Consider the following 25688-nt stretch of genomic DNA (forward strand, 5'->3'; position numbering starts at 1 on the left):
ATGTCCCCTGCGGAATTCCTGGAGGGGCTTGAGAGCAGAGGCGCCCGCTTCAGCGTCGTCGACGGCCGGCTCCGGTTGTTCGCCCCGAAAGGTGTGCTCACGGACGAACTCCGGGCCCGCCTTCAGGGCTTCCGCGACGAGATCATCGCGTTGCTGACCGACCGTGCGCCCGAACAGAACACCGGTCATGGACCTCGGATGAGGGTCGCGGACCGGGCCGAGCAGTTGCCGTTGTCCTTCGCGCAGCAGCGGCTGTGGTTCCTGGACCAGCTCGATCCCGGCTCGGCCGAATACAACGTACCCATGCCGGTACGCCTCGGCGGTGCGCTGGACGTGGTGGCGCTCAACGCCGCCCTGAACGCGATCGTGGCACGCCACGAAGTCCTGCGGACCCGGCTCGTGTCCGGCGCCGACGGCGTGCCGTGCCAGGTGATCGACCCGCCCGCGCCTCTTCTGCTGCCGGTGGCCGACGTGTCCGGCGAGGCGGATCTCGGCGCCGCGGCATGGGTGTTGATGGCGGCGGACGTGGCGCTCCCGTTCGACCTGGCGGGTGGGTCGCTGATCCGGGCCCTGCTGATCCGGTTGGCCCCGGACGAGCACGTACTGGCGCTGTCCATGCATCACGTGGTCTTCGACGAGTGGTCGAAGGGTGTCTTCCAGCGCGAACTGGCCGCCCTGTACGAGGCGTTCCGCGCCGGTGAGCCGGATCCGCTGCCGCCGCTGTCGGTGCAGTACGCCGATTTCGCGGTGTGGCAGCGGGAGTGGCTGGAGGGGGAGGTCCTGGAGGGCCAACTCGCCTTCTGGCGCGACAAGTTGGCCGGGGCTCCCGCGCTCGAACTGCCCACCGACCGGCCGCGGCCGCCCGTATGGTCACCGGCAGGCGCGCAGACGCGTTTCACCGTCCCCGCACGGATCGCGAACGTGTTGCGAGAACTGTCCAGGCGGAGCGGCGCGACGATGTTCATGACGCTGCTGGCGGCGTTCAACGTGCTGCTCAGCCGCTACGCGGACACGGACGACGTGGTCGTGGGAACGCCGGTGGCGAACCGGAACCGGGCCGAGACCGAGCAAATGATCGGCTTCTTCATCAACACCCTGGTGATGCGCACCGATCTGTCCGGCGACCTCACCTTCGATGAACTCCTCGTCCAAGTACGGGACATGGCGCTCGACGCGTACGCGCACCAGGATCTGCCGTTCGAGCAGCTGGTCGACGCCCTTGTCACCGAGCGGGACCGGTCGCGCAGCCCGCTGTTCCAGGTACTGTTCAACTACTTCACCGAGGACGGGCGGCAGCAGCGGGACAGCGGTGGGCTGTCGCTCGGCGGTGTCGAAGGCGATGTGGTCGCCAAGTTCGATCTGCGGCTGATGTTCACCGACGGCGGCCGTGAGCTGACAGGCGTCCTTGAGTACAGCACCGCGTTGTTCGACGCGACGACGGTGGAGCGAATGGCCCGGCACCTGGTCGTCCTGCTGGACGCCGTCGCCGACGACGCGGGACGACACGTCGCCGATCTGCCGGTGCTGACGGCTGCCGAACGAGACGTCCTGGTACATGACTGGAACGACACGGCCGAGGCTCTGCCCGCGGTGGGCGGGGTGCACCGGCTGATCTCGGAACAGGCGGCCGCGGGCCCGGACGCCCCGGCGATTGTCTTCGGTGAAGTGTCGCTGACCTACGGTGAGTTGACGGCACGGGCGAACCAGCTCGGCCACTATCTGCGTTCCGTGGGTGTCGGCCCCGACACCCTCGTGGGCCTGTGCCTGCCGCGTGGCATCGACATGGTCGTGGCGATGCTGGGGGTTTGGCAGGCCGGAGGAGCGTATCTGCCGCTGGACCCGGAGTATCCGGTCGAACGGCTCGGATTCATGCTCGCGGACAGCCGGGCGACGGTGCTCGTCGGCACCAGCGACATCCTGGACGAGCTGCCGGTCGGACGGTTGCGGACCGTGGTCCTGGACGACCCTGCGGACCGCGCTCAGCTGGCCGGCATGCCGACCGGGTCACCCGAAGTCCCCGTACACGGCGACCAGTTGGCGTATGTGATCTATACGTCGGGTTCGACGGGGCGGCCGAAGGGTGTACAGGTCGCTCACCGCGGTGTGGTGAACCTGGTGCGGGCGCAGGGACGGGCGTTCGGGGTCGGGGCTGGGGACGCGGTGGTGCAGTTCGCGCCGTTCGGGTTCGACGCCGCCGTGTCCGAGGTGTGCGTGACGCTGGCGTCGGGCGGCACGTTGGTGGTGGCGACGGCGGAGCAGCGGGCCGAGCCGGAGGCGTTGGCGGCTCTCGTGCGAGAACGAGAGGTTCGGGTGGCCACGTTGCCGCCGTCGCTGCTCGCCGTCCTGAACCCCGGTGACCTGACGGGCCTGCGCACGCTGGTGACGGCGGGTGAACGGCTGGAGACCGGCGTGGCCGCCGGATGGCGGACCGAGCACCGGCTGCTGAACGCGTACGGTCCGACCGAGGCCACGGTCTGCGCGAGTATCGCGACCGTCGATCCGGACGGCCGGGGTGTGCCGTCGATCGGCATCCCGATCGACAACACGCGGACGTACGTCCTGGACGAGCGGCTCAACCCGGTCCCGGTCGGTGTGGCGGGCGAGCTGTACATCGCCGGCGCGGGGATCGCGCGCGGCTACGGCCGCCGCCCCGGGCTGACAGCCGAACGTTTCGTGGCGGACGCTTTCGCGGGCGACGGCTCACGGATGTACCGCTCCGGGGACCGGGTGCGTTGGCTGGCGGACGGGCAGTTGGAGTTCCTCGGCCGTACCGACCAGCAGACCAAGGTCCGCGGATACCGCGTCGAGCTCGGCGAGATCGAAACGGTTCTCGCGACTCATCCGGCGATTCACACGGCAGTGGTGACCACGGACGGCGAGGACGCCGACCGTAGGCTGGTCGCCCACCTCGTCCCCGCCGACCAGGCCGAGGGCATCCCGCCCGTCACAGACCTGCGCGCCTTCGCGGGCGAACGCCTGCCCGCCTTCATGATTCCCTCGGTTTTCACCGAACTGGCCGCGCTGCCCCTGACCGCCAACGGAAAGATCGACCGGGCCGCGCTCCCGGCACCCGACGCCGTCCGTCAGCACCTCACGGGCTACGTGGCACCGGCGAACGTGACCGAAGAACTGCTCGCCGGAGTCTGGGCCCAGGTCCTCGGCCTGGACCGGGTCGGCGCGACCGACGACTTCTTCGAACTGGGCGGACAGTCGCTCCTGGCCACCCAAGTGGTCTCCCGGGTCAGGGAAGTGTTCGGGGCGGAGATACCGCTGGCCGCACTGTTCGACCACCCGACCGTGCGTGCCCTCGCGGCGTTGGTCGGGACCGCCGCGCCGCGGACCTCGGCACCGCCGATCGTGACGGTCGGCCGGGACCAGGACCTGCCCCTGTCGTTCGCCCAGCAACGGCTCTGGTTCCTCGACCAGATGGAACCAGGCTCCGGTGAGTACAACGTACCCATGCCCGTCCCCTGGCCCGGCGGCCTGGACGTGGAGGCCCTGGGGAGGGCACTGAGCGCGGTCGTGGCACGCCACGAAGTCCTGCGCACCCGGCTGGTGGTGGACACCGACGGCGTACCGCACCAGGTGATCGACCCGTCCGAGCCCTTCCACCTGACGGTCGTCGACGTGTCCGACCGAACCGAACCCATCGCCGCCGCCCGCGAATTGGTACTCGCCGACGCGGTCACCCCCTTCGACCTGTCGGGCGAGTCACTGATCCGCGCCACCCTGATCCGGGTCGCGGCAGACGAACACGTGCTGGCGCTCGCGATGCACCACGTCGTCTCCGACGAGTGGTCGCGGCTGATCCTGCGCCGCGAACTCAGCGCCTGTTACGAGGCGTTCCGCGCGGGTGAGCCGGATCCGTTGCCGCCGCTGTCGGTGCAGTACGCGGACTTCGCGGTCTGGCAGCGGGAGTGGCTGACCGGAGAGGTACTGGGACAGCAACTCGCCTACTGGCGAAATCAGTTGGTCGACCTTCCGGTCATGGAGCTGCCGACTGACCGGCCCCGGCCGGCGGTGCGGTCGTCCGCGGGAGCGGTGGCCGGGTTGCGTATCGAGCGTGAGACCGCGGAGGCGTTGCGGACGCTGTCGCGTGAGTGCGGCGTGTCGATGTTCATGACGCTGTTGGCGGCCTTCGATGTGTTGTTGGGGCGGTATGCGGGGTCGGAGGATGTGGTGGTGGGCACGCCGGTGGCGAACCGGAACCGTGCCGAGACGGAGGACCTGATCGGGTTCTTCGTCAACACCCTTGTGATGCGGGCTGACTTGTCGGGCGACCCCACGTTCCGGGAGTTGTTGGGCCGGGTGCGGGAGACCGCGCTGGGCGCGTACGCCCATCAGGATGTGCCGTTCGAGCAACTCGTGGACGAACTGGTCACCGAGCGGGACCGGTCCCGCAATCCACTGTTCCAAGTCCTCTTCGGCTATGTCGCCGGGGAGAGCGATGGCGACGCCGGCGCGGTTGCCGAGCCCGAGGGTGAGGGGGATGCCGCGGCCGGGGCGGGGGCCAGTGACGAGACCGGCTCCAGTGGCCTTCCGGTGAAGTTCGACCTGGCGGTGACGCTTGGCGACAGCAGCGATGGCGCTCTCACCGCGACGATCGAGTACAGCACCGCGTTGTTCGACGCGGCGACGATAGAGCGGCTTGGCGGGCATCTCAGTGTGCTGCTGGGTGCGGTGGCGGAGGATGCGGGGCGGCGCGTCGGCGAACTGCCGGTGCTTGGTGCGGGTGAGCGGCGCCAGGTGGTCGAGGAGTGGAATGAGGCTGTTGAGCCGCTGCCGGGTGTGGGTGGGGTGCATGAGCTGATCGCGGCGCGGGCGTCGGCGGGTCCGGATGCGGTGACTGTCGTGTCGGACGGTGGGGTGTTGACGTATGGCGGGTTGATGGCCCGCGCGAGTCGACTGGCGCATCGTTTGCGTGGGTTGGGGGTTGGTGCGGAGTCGGTGGTGGGGCTGTGTCTGCCGCGTGGGGTCGGCATGGTGGTGGCGATGGTGGCGGTGTGGCAGGCCGGTGGTGCGTATCTGCCGCTGGATCCCGAGTACCCGGCCGAGCGGCTGGAGTTCATGCTCGCGGACAGCGGTGCGAGGGTGCTGATCGGGCACCGGTCGGTGGCCGAGGTGGTCGGGGGGTTGCCGGCGGAGTCCGTGGTGTGGCTGGATGATCCGGCTGTCGCCGGTGGCCTTCTGCCGTCCGCGGCTCCTGAAGTCCCGGTTGACGGTGGCCAGTTGGCGTATGTGATTTATACGTCGGGGTCGACGGGGCGTCCGAAGGGTGTGCAGGTCCCGCATCGCAGTGTGGTGGGCATGGTGACCGCGCTGGGCCCGGTGCTGGGTGCCGGTCCGGGTGTGCGGGTGTTGCAGTTCGCGTCGTTCAGTTTCGATGCGGCTGTCCTGGACGTGGCGGTGACGCTGGCGTCGGGCGGCACACTGGTCGTGGCGAGCAGTGCCGAGCGCACCGCCCCGGAGGCACTGACCGGGATGATCGGCGCCCAGGCGGTGGGCGCGGCCAGTGTGGTGCCGTCGCTGCTGGGTGTGCTGAACCCGGGCGAAGTCCCCGGCATTGAGACGCTGTTGCTGGGTGCGGAGCGGCTGACCCGGCAGGTTGCGGAGGCGTGGGCGCGGGGCCGCACGCTGGTGAACACCTACGGTCCCACCGAGGCGACGGTCATGGTGACCGCCGGTGCGGTCGACGCGGACGTGGCCGTGGTCCCGCCGATCGGTGCCCCGGTGGCGAATGCCCGTCTGTATGTCCTGGACGCGCGCCTGAGTCCGGTCCCGGTCGGGGTTGCGGGCGAGGTGTTCATCGCGGGTCCGCAGGTGGCTCGCGGCTATCGGGGTCGGCCGGCTTTGTCGGCGGAGCGTTTTGTGGCGGATCCGTTCGCCGCGGACGGCACCCGTATGTACCGTTCGGGTGACCGGGCGCGCTGGCTGGCGAATGGGCAGTTGGACTTCGTCGGGCGGGCGGACGATCAGGTCAAGGTCCGCGGGTTCCGTATCGAACCCGGCGAGATCGAGGCCGTACTCGCTGCCCATCCGCAGGTCCGCTCGGCGGTGGTGGCGGCCTTCGGCGACACCGAAGACCGCAGGCTCGTGGCTTACCTCGTACCCGAGGACGCGTCGGAGGGCATACCGGCGGTCAATGACCTGCGGGACCATGTCCAGCGGAGTCTGCCGGCCTTCATGGTTCCGGCCGTCTTCGTCGAACTGGCCGCGCTGCCGCTCACCCCCAACGGCAAGCTGGATCGGGCGGCGCTGCCGCAGCCCGACGGGGAGCGTGCGGGTTCGGCGGGGGAGTATGTGGCACCCCGTACAGAGGTCGAGCAGGTTCTGGCTGAGGTGTGGGCTCAGGTCCTGGGCCTGGAACGGGTGGGCGTCGAGGACAACTTCTTCGAGCTGGGCGGCGACTCGATCAGCAGTATCCGGGTGGTGGCCCGGGCCCGGAATCTCGGGATCCATGTGACGGTGGCGCAGTTGTTCGACCATCAGACGGTGGGCGAGCTGGCGCCGGTGGCGTCGAGCGAGAGCGCGGCCGATGCCGAACAGGGCCCGGTCGTAGGGGACTTCCCGTTGACACCCGTCCAGCGGTGGTTCCTGGAGAGTGAGCAGCCGGAGCCGTGGCACTTCAACCAGTCGGTGGTGTTGCAGGCAACCGCTCAGGTGGACGCGGACGTGCTGCGGGTGGCCGCACGGGCTGTTGTGGAGCAGCATGACGCGCTGCGTTCTCGTTTTGTGCGGGAGGGCGGGGAGTGGGTCGGTCGTGTGGTGGCCGCGGAGCCGGCCGACCTGGTATCGGTCATCGACGCTACTGACGTAGCGGCTGCGGATGAGCCGGCGTTCCTGGAGGCACGGGCCACGGAGGTGCAGGCGGGACTCGATCTGGTGGAGGGCCCGCTGCTGCGTGCGGTGCTCTTCGACCGGGGTGAGCGTGGTCAGTTGCTTCTGGTTGTTGTCCACCACTTGGTCGTGGACGCGGTCTCCTGGCCGATCCTGTTGGAGGATCTGGCGTCGGCGTATGAGCAGGTCGAGCGTGGTGTGGCGGTGGTGGGGTTCCCGGCGAAGACGACGTCGTTCTTGCGTTGGGCTCGGCGGCTGGGTGAGTTGGCGGTGTCTTCGGAGATCGCGGCCGAGGGTGCTCATTGGCGGGGGGTGGGGGCTGGGGCGGGTGTGTTGCCGCGTGAGTTCGAGGGTGTGAATTCGGTCGCGTCGGCGCGGCGGGTGTCGGTGGCGTTGGGTGCCGAACTCACGGAGCGTTTGCTGCGTGAGGTGCCGGGTGCGTTCCGGACGCAGATCAATGACGTGTTGCTCAGTGCCCTGGGTGCGGTGTTGACGGAGTGGGCCGGGTCGGCGTCGGTCGTGGTGGATGTTGAGGGCCACGGCCGCGAGGATGTCGGCGCCGACATCGATGTGTCGCGGACGGTGGGTTGGTTCACGAGTGTGCATCCGGTTGCGCTGGGCGGTGTGGAGGACGGTGATCTGGGCGCGCTCCTTCGCCGTACGAAGGAAGACCTGCGGACGGCACCGCGCAAGGGCCTGGGTTACGGCCTGCTGCGGTACTTGACCGACTGGGAGCTGGTCCCGGGTTCGGGTGCTGAGGTGTCCTTCAACTACCTCGGCCAGTCCGCTCAACAGCCGGTCGACAGTGCTGCTCCACGAGCTGAACGAGCGCCCGATGAGAGCCGTAGCCGCTTTGTGCAACTGCCCGGGACGTTGGGCGAGTTCCAGTCGCCGCAAGCGGATCGTTCGTACTTGGTCGAGGTCAACAGTCAGGTCGTTGACGGCAGTTTGGAGATGGTGTGGACGTATGGGGGTGAGGTCTACGGCGAGGCGACGGTGCGGCGGTTGGCGCAGCGGTATGTCGATGTCCTCACCCAGATCATCGAGTACTGCTGCGCTCCAGGTGTGGGTGGTTATACCCCGTCGGATTTCCCGTTGGCGGGTTTGGATCAGGATGCGCTGGATGGTGTCGCGCGTCGGGTCCGCACGGTGATTGATGACATTTATCCGTTGACGGCGTTGCAGCAGGGGATGGTGTTTCACAGTCAGTTGTCTTCGGATGCGGGGATGTACTGGGTGCAGAACGGTCTGCTTCTGGAGGGGCGGCTGGATCTCGATGCTCTGAGGCGGGCGTGGGAGTTGGTGTTTGCGCGGCATGAGGTGTTGCGGAGTGCGGTGGTGTGGGAGGGGGTTCCGCGGCCGTTGGCGGTGGTGTCGCGGTTGGTGTCTGTTCCTCTGGAGGTGTTGGACTTTTCGAGGCTGGGTGAGGATGCCTGCCGTCGGCGGGTGGATGACTTTCTGGCTGCGGACTGGGCGCGGGGTGCTGATTTTTCGGCTTCGACGTTGGTGCGGATCTCGCTGATCCGGCTGGCGGACGAGCGGCATCAACTGGTGTGGAGCTTCCATCACTTGCTTCTTGACGGGTGGAGTGTGCCGATTGTGTTGGGGGAGGTGTTGGAGGCGTATCACGCTTTTCGTGAGGGGAGGCGTGCGGAGTTGGTGGTGCGTGCGCCGTTCCGGGATTTCGCGGGGTGGGTGGCGGGTCAGGATGTGGTGGAGGCGCGTGGTTTTTGGGGTGGTCGGCTGGCGGGGTTTGTGGAGCCGACGGTGTTGGGTGTGGGGCGGGTTTTGGGGGAGGTGGGTCAGGGGGATGTGCATGTGGTGTTGCCGTCGGTGGTGGCGGGTGGGGGGTTGGCGGGGTTTGCGCGGCGGCATCGGTTGACGTTGAACACGGTGGTGCAGGGTGCGTGGGCGTTGGTGTTGTCGTTGTATGCGGGTTCGGATGATGTGGTGTTCGGTGTGACGTCGTCGGGTCGTGGTGGCCAGATCGATGGGATGGACTCGATGGTGGGTCTGTTGCTGAATACGACGCCGGTGCGGGTGCGGGTGGAGCGGGACCGGCCGGTGGTGGAGTGGTTGGCGGGGTTGCAGGATGAGCAGGTGCGGGCGCGGAGGTTTGAGCACACGCCGTTGGTCGTGATCGGTGAGAGCAGTGAACTCCCGCCGGGTCAGGCTCTGTTCGACACCCTCTTCGTCTTCGAGAACTACCCGGTCCAGGAACTGGAAGAGGGGCAGGCCGAATCGGCCGACAGCGGCCTCAACGCCGGGTTCAACCACATGCGCGAACAGGCCAACTACCCCCTCTCCGTGGCGGTCAGCTCGGCCCACGAGCTGGCGCTTCGTCTGTCCTACGACCGATCCCGGTTCGACGCGGTGACGGTGGAGCGGTTGGCGGGGCATCTCGTCGCGGTGTTGGAGGCCGTTGCCGCGGATGATTCGGATCGGCGTGTTGGCGATCTGACCATGGTGGGAACTGAGGAGCGCGATCGGCTGGTGCGGCAGGGGAGTGGTGTGGTTGAGCCGCTGCCGGGTGTGGGTGGGGTGCATGAGCTGATCGCTGCGCGGGCGTTGGCCGGTCCGGATGCGGTGGCTGTCGTGTCGGACGGTGAGGTGTTGACGTACGGCGGGTTGATGGACCGTGCGAGTCGGCTGGCGCATCGTCTGCGGGGGCTTGGAGTCGACGCGGAGTCGGTGGTGGGGCTGTGTCTGCCGCGTGGCGTCGACATGGTCGTGGCGATGCTGGCGGTGTGGCAGGCCGGTGGTGCGTACCTGCCGCTGGATCCCGAATACCCGGTGGAGCGGCTGGAGTTCATGCTCGCCGACAGCGGTGCGAGGGTGCTGATCGGAGACCGGTCGGTGGCCGAGGTGGCTGAGCGTCTGTCGGCGGAGTCGGTGGTGTGGCTGGATGATCCGGCCGTCGCCGATGGCCTCCTGCCGGCTGCGGCGGCCGAAGTCCCTGTACGTCCAGACCAGTTGGCGTATGTGATTTATACGTCGGGGTCGACGGGGCGTCCGAAGGGTGTGCAGGTCGCGCATCGCAGTGTGGTGGGCATGGTGACCGGACTGGGCCCGGTGTTGGGTGCCGGTCCGGGTGTGCGGGTGTTGCAGTTCGCGTCGTTCAGCTTCGACGCGGCGGTGCTGGACGTGGCGGTGACGCTGGCGTCGGGCGGCGCGCTGGTGGTGGCGAGCAGCGCTGAGCGCGCCGCCCCGGAGGCACTCACCGGGATGATCGGCGCCCAGGCGGTGAGTGCGGCGAGCGTGGTGCCGTCCCTGCTGGGTGTCCTCAGCCCGGAGGAAGTCCCCGGTATTGAGACGCTGTTGCTGGGTGCGGAGCGGCTGACCCGGCAGGTTGCGGAGGCGTGGGCGCGGGGCCGCACGCTGGTGAACACCTACGGTCCCACCGAGGCGACGGTCATGGTGACCGCCGGTGCGGTCGACGCGGACGTGGCCGTGGTCCCGCCGATCGGCGCCCCGGTGGCGAACGCCCGCCTGTATGTACTGGACGCGCGCCTGAGTCCGGTCCCGGTCGGTGTTGCTGGCGAGGTGTACATCGCGGGCCCGCAGGTCGCCCGCGGCTACCGCGCCCAGCCCGCCCTGACCGCCGGGCGCTTCCTGCCCGACCCGTTCACTGCGGACGGCACCCGCATGTACCGCTCGGGCGACCGGGCCCGCTGGCTCGCGGAAGGGCAGTTGGACTTCATCGGGCGGGCGGACGATCAGGTCAAGGTCCGCGGGTTCCGTATCGAACCCGGCGAGATCGAGGCCGTACTCGCCACCCACCCTCGGATCCGCACCGCCGTCGTCACGGCCTTCGGCGACACCGAGGACCGCCGCCTGGCCGCCTACCTCGTACCCGCCGACCAGACCGACGGCATCCCCTCCACCCCCGACCTGCGCACCTTCACCGGCTCGCGACTGCCGGCCCACATGATCCCGGCGACCGTCACCGAACTCGCCGCCCTCCCCCTCACCCCCAACGGCAAACTCGACCGCACCGCCCTCCCCGATCCCTCCGCCTCCCCGGAGCTGGAGGGCTCTGTGGCCCCGGCCGGTGAGACCGAGGAGTTGCTCGCGGGGATCTGGGCGCAGGCGCTCGGCGTGGAGCGGGTCGGCGTCACCGACGGCTTCTTCGATCTCGGTGGTCACTCGTTGCTGGCCACCCAGGTCATGTCGCGTATCAGGGAAGTGTTCGGCGTCGAGTTGCCGCTCGCTGCCCTGTTCGACCGGCGGACCGTGCGGGCGCTGGCCATGGCGGTCGAGGACGCGGCGCAAGGGGGCGTGCAGCCGGTGACGGCGGCGGACCGGAGCCGGCCGCTGCCTCTGTCGTTCGCCCAGCAACGGCTGTGGTTCCTGAACCAGTTGGACCCCGGCTCGACGGAGTACAACGTCGCGCTGCCCGTCCGTCTGGACGGTGTGCTGGACGTTGCCGCGCTCGGCGCCGCACTGGACACCGTGGTGGCACGGCACGAGACGTTGCGGACCCGGCTGGTGGCCGGCGCGGACGGGGTGGCGTACCAGGTGATCGACGCCTCGGCGCCGTGCCCCCTGCCGGTGATCGACGTGTCCGGCAGCGACGATCCGCTGGGTGACGCGGAGCGGCTGGTCACCCGGGACATGGCTGAGCCGTTCGACCTCGAGGCCGGGCCGCTGCTGCGCGCCGCGCTGATCCGGCTGGGCCTCGGCGAGCACGTACTGGCGCTGGCCATGCACCACATCGTCTCCGACGAGTGGTCGGCGCGAATACTCAGCCAGGAGGTGGCGGCGCTCTACGAGGCTTACCGCGCGGGTGAGCCGGATCCGTTGCCGCCGCTTCCGGTGCAGTACGCCGACTTCGCGGTCTGGCAGCGCGCATGGCTCAGCGGAGAGGTGCTGGACGAGCAACTGACCTACTGGCGCGATCAGTTGGCGGGCTCGACGGAGCTGGAACTGCCGCTCGACCGGGCCAGGCCGCCGATCCGGTCGTCGGTCGGGGCGACGACGCGGTTCACGGTTCCGGTGGAGATCGCCCAGGAGTTGCGGGCGTTGTCGCGCGAGCACGGCTCCACGATGTTCATGACGCTGCTGGCCGCCTTCGACGTCCTGCTCGGCCGCTACTGCGACACCGACGACATCGCGGTCGGAACGGCGGTCGCGAACCGGAACCGGGCCGAGACCGAGGCCCTGATCGGTTTCTTCGTCAACACGCTCGTGCTGCGCGCCGACCTCTCCGGCGACCCGACGTTCACCGAACTCCTGGGCCGCGTACGGAACATGGCGCTCGACGCGTACGCGCACCAGGACCTGCCCTTCGAGCAGCTCGTCGACGACCTGGTCACCGACCGCGACCGGTCCCGCACGGCCCTGTTCCAGGTGTACTTCAACTACGTACGGGATGGTGGGGCGGCGGGAGGTACCGCGCCGGACGCGGACGGCGACGACGGTCGCCACGGCCCCCCGGACGAGGACCAAGACGCTCACACCGCCGAAGTCGCGATGTCGCGCGACCTCGCCCTCTCCGATCTCGCGCTGACCGTCAGGGACACCGGTGACGGAGCGCTGACCGGTGAACTGGAGTACAGCACAGCGCTGTTCGACGCTGCCACGGTACGGCGGATGGCCGATCACCTGGTCGTCGTCCTGCGGTCCGTCCTGGACCCCGCCCGCCGGATCGGCGCGCTCGACCTGCTCTCCGAAGCCGAGCACGGGACGCTGCGCGCCCTCGGCACGGGAGCGGAGACCCGCACGGAAGCGCGCCTCGTTCACACGCTCTTCGAGGATCAGGCACACAGCGCCCCCGACACCGTCGCCGTCCAGCAAGGCGAGCGCCTGCTCACATACGGCCGACTGAACGCGAAGGCCAACCAACTCGCCCATCACATAGGGGCGTTGGGTATCGGACGGGAAGACGTCGTCGGCGTGTGCCTGGCGCGCGGCCCGGAGGCCCTCGTCGCGCTGCTCGGCATCATGAAGGCCGGCGCGGCATACCTGCCCCTTGACGCCGACCAACCCGTCCAGCGGCTCGCCCGCATGATCGAGTCGTCCGGCGCCTCGCTGCTCATCACGCAGGCCCTGTCCGCGGAGCGGCTGGAATCCGTGCCCGCCCCGAAACTGCTCATCGACACCGACTGGCCGACGACCGCCACGTACGACGTCCACAACCCACGGACGGGAGTCACACCGCAGAACCTGGCGTACGTCATCTTCACCTCCGGCTCGACCGGTACGCCCAAGGGCGTGCTCGTCCAGCACAGTTCATGGAGCCGGGAACTCCAGGAGATGGGCCGCCGCTACGAACTGACCCCGACGGACGTCACCCTCCAGCTGGCGTCGCTCACCTTCGACGCCGCACAGGAACAGCTCTTCGCCACCCTGGTGCACGGCGGACGGCTGCTGCTGGGCGGAGCGGAGACGTGGACACCGGAACGCGTCCTGCGCGAGATCCGTGAACAGGCCGTGACCTCGGTCGACATCACCCCCTCACTGTGGGAGATGCTCATCCCCGGCCTCACCCGACAAGGCACCCTCGGACCGGACTTCCGCCTGCTCATCATGGGCGGCGAGGCGATGCCCGCGCGGACACTCGCCGAGTGGTTCGCACACACCTCGGTGCCCGTCTACAACGTGTACGGACCGACGGAGGCGACCATCACCAGCGTCGCCGGCCTCCTGCGGCAGCCGGTGACGTCGTCCGTACCACCGATCGGACTGCCGATCGCGGGGACGACGGCGTATGTCCTCGACGCCCGGTTCCAGCCGGTCCCGACGGGCGTGCCGGGCGAGCTCCTCATCGGCGGCGCGGGAGTCGCGCGCGGCTACGGCGGACGTCCCGCACTGACGGCCGAACGCTTCGTCGCCGATCCGTTCGCGGGCGACGGCTCCCGGATGTACCGCTCCGGCGACCGGGTGCGCCGGACGGCGGACGGGCAACTGGAGTTCCTCGGGCGCGCCGACCACCAGATCAAGGTACGTGGTGTCCGCATCGAGCCCGGCGAGATCGAGGCCGTTCTCGCTGCCCATGCGGGGATCCGGTCGGCGGTCGTAACGGCGTTCGGGGACGGCACGGACCGCCGTCTGGTGGCACACCTGGTCCCCGCCGACCCGGCCGAAGGCATCCCCGCGGTGGCCGAACTGCGTGACCTCCTGCGGCAGACCCTGCCCGACTTCATGGTCCCCGCGGTCTTCACCGAACTGACCGAACTGCCCCTCACCCGCAACGGAAAGCTCGACCGTGCCGCGCTTCCGCAGCCCGACCCCGCCGCCGCGCGCTCGGAGACGCACGCATACGTGGCACCCTCGGGCGCCACGGAAGAACTTCTCGCGGAGATCTGGGCCCATGTCCTGAGGGCGGACGCGATCGGCGTCGCCGACGACTTCTTCGCGATCGGCGGCCACTCGCTGCTCGCTACCCAGGTGGTCTCCCGGGTCCGCGAGGTGTTCGGGGTGGAGGTTCCGCTGTCGGCACTGTTCGACCGGCCCACGGTACGCGGCCTGGCTGCGGCGATCGACGCCTCGGGCAAGGGAGTTGACGGCTTCGGTACGGGACCCACGGCGCCGGCGATCATACCTGTCGACCGGAACCGGCACGAACCACAGTCGCCGTCCCTGCCCCTGCCGCTGTCGTTCGCGCAGCAACGGCTGTGGTTCCTCGACCAGTTGGACCCGGGCGCCACGGGCTACGTCCTGCCGTCCCCCCTGCCCTGGTCCGGAGACCTGGACGTGGCGACCCTCGGTGCGGCACTGAGCGCGGTCGTGGCGCGCCACGAAGTCCTGCGCACCCGACTGGTCGCGGACGGGCACGGCGTGCCGCACCAGGTCATCGACCCGCCCGCCCCCTTCCCGCTCCCCGTCGTCGACGTGTCCGGCGCCGTCGATCCGGTCGCGACCGCCCAGAACCTGATGACGGTGGACGCCTCCACTCCCTTCGACCTCACCAACGGACCCCTCGTCCGCGCCACCCTGATCCGACTCGCGGCGGACGAACACGTGCTGGCGCTCGCGATGCATCACATCGTCACCGACGAGTGGTCGGAGCGGATCTTCCAGCGCGAGCTGTCTGCCCTGTACGAGGCGTTCCGCGCGGGTGAGCCGGATCCGTTGCCGCCGCTGGCGGTGCAGTACGCGGACTTCGCGGTGTGGCAGCGGGAGTGGCTGACCGGGTCCGTACTGGACGGACAACTCGCCTACTGGCAAGAGGAGTTGTCCGATCTCCCGGTGCTGGATCTGCCCACGGACCGGCCGCACCCGGCGACCCGGACCTCGGCGGGAGCCGTGGCCGCGTTCACTGTCCCGGAGGAGACGGCCGAGGCGCTGCGGGCACTTTCGCGCGCACATGGCTCCACGATGTTCATGACGCTGCTGGCGGCCTTCGATGTGTTGTTGGGGCGGTATGCGGGGTCGGAGGATGTGGTGGTGGGCACGCCGGTGGCGAACCGGAACCGGGCCGAGACGGAGGACCTGATCGGCTTCTTCGTCAACACGCTGGTGTTGCGGGCGGATCTGTCCGGCGATCCGTCGTTCACGGAGTTGTTGGGGCGGGTGCGGGAGTCGGCGCTGGGTGCGTACGCGCATCAGGATGTGCCGTTCGAGCACCTCGTGGACGAACTGGTCACGGTGCGGGACCGGTCCCGCACGCCGCTGTTCCAGTCGTTCTTCAGCTACGACGCAGGGAGCGCTGACACGGAGGGAGCTCCGGGGTCGAGCGGGCCATCCGGGGAGTCTCACGCGCACGTCTCACGCACGGTCCAGTTTGACCTGGCGCTTCGGCTCGGCGACCGGGAGGGCGGGGGACTCTCGGGGCAGATCGAGTACAGCACCGCGCTGTTCGACGCCGCGACGGTGGAGCGGATGGCGGGCCATCTCGTCAACGTGTTGGAGGGCATTGCGGAGGATGCGGCGCGGTGTGTCGGCGAGTTGTCGGTGCTTGGTGTGGGTGAGCGGCGGCGGGTGGTCGAGGAGTGGAACGGGGCTGTTGAGCCGCTGCCGGGTGTGGGTGGGGTGCATGAGCTGATCGCGGGGCGGGCGTTGGCGGGTCCGGATGTGGTGGCTGTCGTGTCGGACGGTGGGGTGTTGACGTATGGCGGGTTGATGGACCGGGCGAGTCGGCTGGCGCATCGTCTGCGGGCGCTTGGAGTCGACGCGGAGTCGGTGGTGGGCCTGTGTCTGCCGCGTGGGGTCGACATGGTTGTGGCGATGTTGGCGGTGTGGCAGGCGGGTGGTGCGTATCTGCCGCTGGATCCCGAATACCCGGCCGAGCGGCTGGAGTTCATGCTCGCGGACAGCGGTGCGAAGGTGCTGATCGGGCACCGGTCGGTGGCCGAGGTGGCTGAGCGGCTGCCGGCGGAGTCGGTGGTGTGGCTCGACGATCTGGCCGTCGCCGATGGCCTGCCGGCTACGGCGCCCGAAGTCCCTGTACGTCCAGACCAGTTGGCGTATGTGATTTATACGTCGGGTTCGACGGGGCGTCCGAAGGGTGTGCAGGTCGCGCATCGCAGTGTGGTGGGCATGGTGACCGGACTGGCTCCTGTGTTGGGTGCCGGTCCTGGTGTGCGGGTGTTGCAGTTCGCGTCGTTCAGTTTCGATGCGGCGGTGCTGGACGTGGCGGTGACGCTGGCGTCGGGCGGGACACTGGTGGTGGCGAGCAGTGCTGAGCGCACCGCCCCGGAGGTACTGACCGGGATGATCGGCGCCCAGGCGGTGGGCGCGGCCAGTGTGGTGCCGTCGCTGCTGGGTGTGCTGAACCCGGGCGAAGTCCCCGGTATTGAGACGCTGTTGCTGGGTGCGGAGCGGCTGACGCAGCCGGTTGCGGAGGCGTGGGCGCGGGGCCGCACGCTGGTGAACACCTACGGTCCCACCGAGGCGACGGTCATGGTCACGGCCGGTGCGGTCGACGCGGACGTGGCCGTGGTCCCGCCGATCGGCGCCCCGGTGGCGAACGCCCGCCTGTATGTCCTGGACGCGCGCCTGAGTCCGGTCCCGGTCGGTGTTGCGGGCGAGGTGTACATCGCGGGTCCGCAGGTCGCCCGCGGCTACCGCGCCCAGCCCGCCCTGACCGCCGAGCGCTTCCTGCCGGACCCGTTCACTGCGGACGGCACCCGTATGTACCGTTCGGGCGACCGGGCGCGCTGGCTGGCGAATGGGCAGTTGGACTTTGTCGGGCGGGCGGACGATCAGGTCAAGGTCCGCGGGTTCCGTATCGAACCCGGTGAGATCGAGGCCGTACTCGCTGCTCATCCGCAGGTCCGCTCGGCGGTGGTGGCGGCGTTCGGTGACACCGAAGACCGCAGGCTCGTGGCCTACCTCGTCCCCGAGGACGCGTCGGAGGGCATACCGGCGGTCAACGACCTGCGGGATCACGTTCAGCGGAGTCTGCCGGCCTTCATGATCCCGGCCGCGTTCGTCGAACTGGCCGCCCTGCCGCTGTCGCCGAACGGAAAGCTGGACAGGTCCGCGTTGCCCGAGCCGGACGGGGCACGGCCGGAGCTGGCGGGTTTCGTGGCCCCGGCCACTGCTTCCGAGGAGCTTCTGGCGGGCATCTGGCAGCACCTGCTGGGAGTGGACCGGGTCGGATCCACGGACAACTTCTTCGAGTTGGGCGGGCATTCGCTGCTCGCCACCCAGGTGGTCTCCCGGGTCAGGGAGGTGTTCGGCGTCGACCTGGCCCTGACGACCCTGTTCGATCGCCCGACGATCGCCGGGCTGGCAGCGGACCTCGATGCGGTGGCACCGGGTGGGGCAGAACCGGAGTGGACGGTCGTCAGCAGGGACGAACCGTTGCCGCTGTCGTTCGCTCAGCAGCGGCTGTGGTTCCTGGACCAGCTCGAACCCGGCTCGGTCGAGTACAACCTGCCGTTGTACGTGCCCTGGGACGGTGAACTGGACGTTGCCGCTCTGGGGGCGGCCCTGGACGCGGTGGTGGCGCGGCACGAGGTCCTGCGGACCCGTCTCGTGACCGGTACCGACGGCGCGCCGTACCAGGTGATCGACCCGGCGACAGTGTTCCCGCTGCCGGTGGTGGACGTGTCCGACTGCCTCGACCCTGTGCGTGTGGCCGAGCGGCTGGCGCTGGCGGACGCGACGGAACCCTTTGATCTGGCGGCAGGGCCCCTGATCCGGGGCGCACTGATCCGGCTCGACGAAGAGCAGCACGTGCTCGCCCTGATGACACATCACGTGGTGTCCGACGAGTGGTCGGCGCGGATCCTGCGCCGTGAGCTGTCCGCGTTGTACGAGGCGTTCCGCGCGGGTGAGCCGGATCCGTTGCCGCCGCTGCCGGTGCAGTACGCCGACTTCGCGGCATGGCAGCGGCAGTGGCTGGACGGAGAGGTGCTGGAGAGCCAACTCCATTACTGGCGAGGTGCGTTGGCCGACGCTCCGGTACTGGAGCTGCCCACTGATCGACCTCGGCCGCCGGTACGGTCCGCCGAAGGAGCGATGGCTCCGTTCACCGTCCCGGCGGAGACGGCCGACGCGCTGCGGGCGATGTCCCGCGAGCACGGCACGACGATGTTCATGACGCTGCTCGCCGCGCTCGATGTCCTGCTGGGGCGGTATGCGGGGTCGACGGACGTGGTGGTGGGCACGCCGGTGGCGAACCGGAACCGTGCCCAGACGGAGGACCTGATCGGCTTCTTCGTCAACACTCTTGTCATGCGCGCGGATCTGTCCGGCGACCCGTCGTTCTCCGAGGTGCTACGGCGGGTGCGGGAGTCGGCGCTGGGCGCGTACGCGCATCAGGATCTGCCGTTCGAGCAGCTCGTCGACGACCTGGTCACCGAGCGGGACCGGTCCCGTACCCCGCTGTTCCAGGTTTTCTTCAGCTACGGCGCCGGAGACGGTGACGTCGTTCGAGGCGCCAACGATGCCGATGCCGATCGAGAGCCTGGCGCACAGGCAGGCCAGGTCGCGGTGCCGTTCGACCTGTGGGTGATGGTCGAGGAAGCCGGCGATGGCACGCTCAAGGCAGGCATCCAGTTCAGTACGGCGTTGTTCGACGCGGTGACGGTGGAACGGATGGCGGGGCATCTGGTGACGCTGCTGGAGGCGGTCGCTGTTGACGCGGGCTGTCCTGTGGGGGAGTTGCCGTTGCTGGGTGTGTCGGAGCGGGATCGGTTGGTGGGTGAGTGGAATGACACGGCGGTAGTGCTGCCCGGGTCGGTGGCCGGGGTGCATGAGTGGGTCGCCGGGCGGGCGGTGGTGGCGCCGGATGCGGTGGCTGTCGTAGCGGGTGAACTGACGGTGACGTATGGCGGGTTGGCGGGACGGGTGAACCGTCTTGCGCGTCATCTCCGTCGGGTGGGTGTGGGGTCGGAGTCGGTGGTGGCGCTGTGCCTGTCCCGTGGGGTGGACATGGTGGTTGCCGCGTTGGCGGTGTGGCAGGCGGGTGGGGCGTATCTGCCGTTGGATCCGGAGTTTCCGGTGGAGCGGCTGGGGTTCATGCTGGCCGACAGTGGGGCGTCGGTGCTGGTCGGGCATCGGGCGGTTGCTGCCGGTCTGGTGGTGTCGGCCGGGGTGGAGTCGGTGGTCTGGCTGGATGATCCGGCGACGGTGGAGACGCTGGCCGGGCTTCCCGCCACGGTTCCTGAAGTGCCTGTCCATGCGGGCCAGTTGGCGTATGTGTTGTATACGTCGGGTTCGACGGGTCGGCCGAAGGGTGTGCAGGTTTCGCACGGCAGTCTGGTGAGTTTCCTGTCGGCGATGGCTGGGCGTCCTGGGCTTGATGGTGCGGATGTGCTGTTGGCGGTGACGACGCTGGGTTTTGACATCGCGGGGCTGGAGTTGTGGTTGCCGTTGGTGTCGGGTGCGCGGGTGGTGGTGGCCGGCCGGGATGTGGCGGGTGTGCCTGCTGTGTTGGCGGGTGAGTTGGTGCGGGTCGGTGCGACGGTGATGCAGGCGACGCCGGCGACGTGGCAGATGCTGGTGTCGGACGGCTGGCAGGGGCAGCCAGGTCTGAGGGTTCTGTGTGGTGGTGAGGCGCTCCCGGTGTCCTTGGCGAGGGCGTTGGTGGAGCGTACGGCTGGTGTGTGGAACATGTACGGGCCGACGGAGACCACCATTTGGTCGGTGTGCGAACCTGTCGACGGCGGCGCACCTGGTATCGGCGTGCCGATCGCGAACACGCGGGTCTATGTGCTGGACGAGCGGTTGAATCCGGTGCCGGTGGGCGTGGCGGGCGAGTTGTTCATCGGTGGTGCCGGTGTCGCCCGTGGTTATCTCGGGCGTCGGGCGTTGACCGCCGAGCGGTTCGTGGCGGATCCGTTCGCGGCTGATGGTGCGCGTCTGTATCGCACCGGGGACCGGGTGCGGTGGCTGGCCGAGGGCCGTCTGGAGTTCCTGGGCCGGGCCGATGACCAGCTGAAGGTGCGCGGTTTCCGGATCGAGCCCGGTGAGATCGAGTTCGCGCTGTCCACACATCCGCGGATCGGTTCGGCGGTGGTCACCGCACACGGTGAGGGAGCCGAACGCCGCCTGGTGGCCTACCTGGTCCCCACCGGCCACACCCACGGCATTCCCGCCCCGGAGGTACTGCGGGAGCACCTGCGCCTATCCCTGCCGGACTACATGATTCCGTCCCTGTTCATCGAGCTGAGCTCCCTGCCCCTGACCCCCAACGGCAAGATCAACCGGTCCGCGCTGCCCGAGCCGCAGGCTTCACGGCTCGAAAACGAGTACGTCGCCGCGTCCGGGGCGACGGAGGAACTGCTCGCCGGTGTCTGGGCGCAGGTGCTGGGTGTGGAGCGGGTCGGTGTCACGGACGGTTTCTTCGATCTCGGTGGTCATTCCCTCCTGGCCACGCTGGTGGTCTCCCGGATCCGGGAGGCGTTCGGTGTCGAGGTATCCCTTGCCGACCTGTTCGATGCCCCCACCGTCCGCGCACTGGCCGCCGTGATCGACGACTCCGCCCGGTCGGCCGCGCCCCCGCTCACCCCCGTCGCCCGGGACGGGGTGCTGCCGCTGTCGTTCGCGCAGCAACGGCTGTGGTTCCTGGACCAGTTGGAGCCCGGCTCGCCGGAATACAACATGTCGACCCGGCTGCGCCTGACCGGCGACGTAGACCTGCCGGCGCTCGGCGCGGCGCTGGACGCGGTCGTGGCCCGGCACGAGGTGCTGCGCACTCGTCTGGTGGCCGACACCGACGGGGTACCGCACCAGCTCATCGACCCGCCGATCCCGGTATTCCTCCCGCTGCTGGACGTGTCCGGCAGCGAGGATCCACAGGGGGAGGCGGAGGGGCTGATCATCAAGGACGGCCTGACGCCCTTCGATCTCGCGGCCGGTCCTCTCCTCCGCGCGTCCCTCGTCCGACTGGCCCCGGACGACCACGTACTCGTCCTCGCGATGCATCACGTGGTCTTCGACGAGTGGTCGGACGGCGTCCTCCAGCGTGAGTTCTCCGTCCTGTACCGGGCGTTCAGGGCCGGTGACCCGGATCCGCTGCCGCCGCTCGCGGTTCAGTACGCCGATGTCGCGGCGTGGCAGCGCAGTTGGCTGTCGGGAGATGTGCGAGATGCACAGATCGCTTACTGGCGTGAGCAGTTGACCGGAGCGAAGAAGCTGGAACTGCCGACCGACCGGCCCCGTCCGACGGTCCGCTCCACTGAGGGGTCGGTGGCGAGGTTCACCGTCCCGGCGGAGACCGCCGACGCCCTGCGGGCACTGTCGCGCGAACACGGCACCACGATGTTCATGACGCTGCTCGCCGCCTTCGACATCCTCATGGGCCGCTACACCGAGTCGGACGACATCGTCGTGAGCACGCCGGTGGCGAACCGGAACCGTGCCGAGACGGAGGACCTGATCGGGTTCTTCGTCAACACCCTGGTCATGCGGACGGACCTGTCCGGAACCCCGTCCTTCACCGAGGTGCTGCGCCGCGTACGGGAGACGGCCCTCGGGGCCTACTCGCATCAGGACCTGCCGTTCGAGCAGGTGGTGGACGCGCTGGCGGATGTGCGGGACCGTACTCGTGGCCCACTCACCCGCGTGTCCTTCAACTACACCGCGGGGGCCGCCCGGACGTCCTATTCCGACGACGAGGGCGATGGGAACGACGCGGCCGGCCTGCGTGTCGAGACCGGCACGGGGCTGCTGCCCGTGCAGTTCGACATGGTCGTGACGCTGGGGGAGGACAACGGCGTCCTGACCGGCGAGATCCAATACAGCACCGCTTTGTTCGACGCGGTGACGGTCGAGCGGATTGCGGGGCACATGGTGACATTGCTGGGAGCTGTGGGCGAGGACGCCGAGCAGCCGGTGGGAGAACTGCCGATGCTGACCGAGGCCGAATACCGGCGCCTGGTGCACGAGTGGAACGACACGGCCGAGGAACTGCCCGAGGCGAGCGGAGTCCATGAGCTGATCGCCGAGTGGGCGGCCGCGACGCCGGGCGCCGTGGCCCTCGTATCAGGCGAACTGACCCTGAAGTACGACGAGTTGCTGCGGCGCGCCAACCGGCTCGCGCACTATCTGCGCGCAGCGGGGGTCGGATCCGAGTCGGTGGTTGGACTGTGCCTGCCGCGCGGGATCGACATGGTCGTGGCGATGCTCGCGGTGTGGCAGGCGGGAGCGGCCTATCTGCCGCTGGACCCGGAGTACCCGGCGGACCGGCTCGGGTTCATGCTGAAGGACAGTCGGGCGACACTGCTGCTGGGCACCGAGGAACTGGTGGACGAACTGCCGGTGGGCCGCCTGCGGACGGTCGTCGTGGACGCTCCCGACGTCATGGCGGAGCTCGCCGCACAGCCGTCGACCTCGCCCGAAGTCGCCGTACGGGCAGACCAGTTGGCGTATGTGATCTATACGTCGGGGTCGACGGGGCGGCCCAAGGGCGTGCAGATCGCGCACGCCGGTGTGGTGAACCTGGTGCGGGCACAGGCGAAGGCGTTCGGCGTCGAGGCCGGGGACGCGGTGGTGCAGTTCGCGCCGTTCGGGTTCGACGCCGCCGTCTCCGAGGTGTGCGTGACACTGGGGTCCGGCGGGACGCTGGTGGTGGCCACCGCTCAGGAGCGTGCCGAGCCCGAGGCGCTGGCCGCACTCGTCCGGCGACGGCAGGTACGGGTGGCGACGCTTCCGCCCTCGCTCCTCGCGGTGCTGCGGCCCGGCGACCTGACGGGTCTGCGGACCCTGGTGACGGCCGGCGAGCGCCTGGAGGCGACGACGGCCGCCGCATGGCGGGACGAACACCGGCTGCTCAACGCGTACGGACCCACCGAGGCGACGGTGTGCGCGAGCATCGCAGCCCTCGCCACCTCCGACGCACTCGACACCTTCGACGTCGAGGCGGGCACCCAGGACGCCGGTGGGCCTCCCATCGGCGGACCGATGGCCAACACCCGCGTCTACGTGCTCGACGAGCAACTCCGCCCGGTCCCCGTCGGCACCACCGGTGAGCTGTTCATCGGCGGCGCGGGCGTCGCACGGGGCTACCTGGGCCGTGCCGCGCTGAGTGCGGAGCGGTTCCCGGCCGACCCGTTCGTCGGCGACGGCACGCGCATGTACCGGTCCGGCGACCAGGCACGCTGGCTGGCCGACGGGCAGCTCGACTTCGTCGGCCGCACCGACGACCAGGTCAAGGTGCGCGGGTTCCGGGTCGAGCCCGGCGAGATCGAGGCGGTGCTCGCCGCCCACCCGGCGGTACGGACGGCGGTCGTGACGGCGTACGGGCAGGCCGCGGACCGCAAACTCGCCGCCTACCTGGTGCCGGCCGACCACAGTGAAGGCATCCCCGAGACCGCCGACCTGCGCGAGGCGCTGCTGCGCAGCATCCCGGACTACATGGTCCCGGCGGCCTTCATGGAGATGTCCCGGCTGCCGCTCACGACGAACGGCAAGGTCGACAAGGCGGCCCTGCCGGAACCCGAGACGGTCCGCTCCACCAGCACCGAGTACGTCGCCCCGTCCGGCGCGGCCGAGCGACTGCTCGCGGAGGTGTGGTCCGAGATCCTCGGCATCGAACGCATCGGAGCCCACGACAACTTCTTCGAGCTGGGCGGCAACTCACTGCTGGTCACCCAGATCGTCGGCCGCATCCGCAGCGCCGGGCACGACATCAGCGTCGGCGACCTCTTCGACCATCCGACGATCGCGGCCGCCGCGCCGCTCATCCAGATCCACACCGAGGACCCCGAGGTGCGTTCCGCGGTGACCATCCGCGCCGGCACGACGCTGCCGGCCGTGTTCGCCGTCCACACCCTCACCGGCGAGGTCGCGGCGTTCGCCGAGGTCGCCGGGCATCTCGCCGGGGGCCAGCAGTTCTACGGCCTGCAGGAACGCGGACTGACCGGCGAGGACGCACAGCCCACGTCGGTGGAGGAGATGGCGACCACCTACATCGGCGAGGTGCTGCGCATCCAGCAGGACGGACCGTACGTCCTCACCGCCCAGTCCGGCAGTTCCTATGTCGCTTTCGAGATGGCCCGCCAGCTGACGTCCATGGGCAAGGACGTCGCCGGCGTCTATCTCATGGCACCGGCCCGCCAGCCCTTCGCCCGCCGCCTGCCCAGCCAGGCCTTCAGCAAGTCCGACCGCAAACTCCTCGACAGCATCGAGGTGGCCCTCGACGGCGACCCCGGTACGACACTCGACCGCAGGACCGAGAAGCGGCTCCTGAAGTACGGCGCACCGGACGAGGAGATCGCCCAGGGCGTCCGCGACGGCGACAAGCACGCCCTGCGCATCATGCGAGCCCTCGCCACCAACCGGCTGGCCTACTCCTACTACGGCGAGCTCATGCACCGCGGCATGCGCAACTACGACGGCCGCGTCGTCCTGCTCATGCCGCGCGACGACCAGCCCAAGCCGTACAAGTGGACGCTCGAACAGTGGCAGATCCCCGTCACCCGCGGCCCCGAGGTCATCGACGTGCCGGGCGAGCACTCCAACGTCTTCTACGGCGAGGGAGCACAGGCAGTGGGCGTCTATCTGAGCACCGAGATCGAACGCCTGAGGAACGGCAACGGTGGAGGAGCGTCCGCATGACCGAGCCGACGAAGCCGACGAGGTCGACGACGCCCCGGACGACCGGACCAACGGAGACCAGCCCGTACGAGCTGCCCAACGGACGAGGGATCACCTGCGTCAGCGCGGCCGAGGCCAAGGTCCTCTGGGCGGAGGCCACGGGCCAAGGGCTCTACCGGTCGGCCGCCGACGCGCTGCGGCCCGGCGACACCGTGCTCGACATCGGCGCCAACATCGGAATTGTGTCCCTGATGTTCGGCTGGCGGGTCCCCGATCTGCGGATCATCTCCGTGGAACCCGCGCCGACGACATTCGCGTGTCTTGAGGCGAATCTCCGCAGCCATCTGCCGGGATCCGTAGCCGTGCGCAGCGCCGTGAGCGACCGTGCGGGAGAGAGCACCTTCACCTACTACCCGAAATCGACGGGAAACTCCGGACTGTTCGCCGACCGGCAGGCCGACGACGCGAACACCCGGATATTCCTGCGTAACTCCGGAATTCCCGAGGACTACATCGGGGAAATCGTCAAGGACCTGCACCACGGAATTCATTTGACAGTTCCCACGCTCACCGTCTCGGATCTGGTCAGACACCACGAGCTGCGCGAGATCGGCCTGCTGAAGATCGACGTGGAGCGCGCCGAGCACCTGGTCCTGGCCGGCGTCGAGGACGCGCACTGGCCGTTGATCAGTCGTGTCGTCGCCGAAGTACACGACGAGGAAGGCCGGTTGAAGAGCATCACCGGACTCCTCGAACGGCACGGATTCACCGTCTCCGTCGCCCAGCAGCCCCAGCTGGCGGGCACGGACCTTTACGAACTCGACGCCACGCGCTAGATCCGGGCGTTCTCCGGACGTTCAAGCGCCGCCGCGCAGCAGTTGAACATCCCGATCCGACACCGCCGGCGACCGGTCGACCCG

The 25688-nt window shown here is 69.3% G+C and carries 2 protein-coding genes; both read left to right on the forward strand.

Features of this window, described 5'->3' with window-relative positions; genetic code table 11:
- Entirely contained in the window at positions 1–24789 is a 24789-nt protein-coding gene (locus tag OG407_RS42945; RefSeq protein WP_405865901.1) for a non-ribosomal peptide synthase/polyketide synthase, read from the forward strand.
- Positions 24786–25604 (forward strand): FkbM family methyltransferase, encoded by an 819-nt coding sequence (locus OG407_RS42950; protein ID WP_405865903.1) that lies wholly within the window; start codon positions 24786–24788, stop codon positions 25602–25604. The genes OG407_RS42945 and OG407_RS42950 overlap by 4 nt, the downstream gene beginning before the upstream one ends.
- Positions 25605–25688 lie beyond the last annotated feature (84 nt).

The organism is Streptomyces sp. NBC_01515, from assembly GCF_045040345.1.
GTDB lineage: Bacteria > Actinomycetota > Actinomycetes > Streptomycetales > Streptomycetaceae > Streptomyces.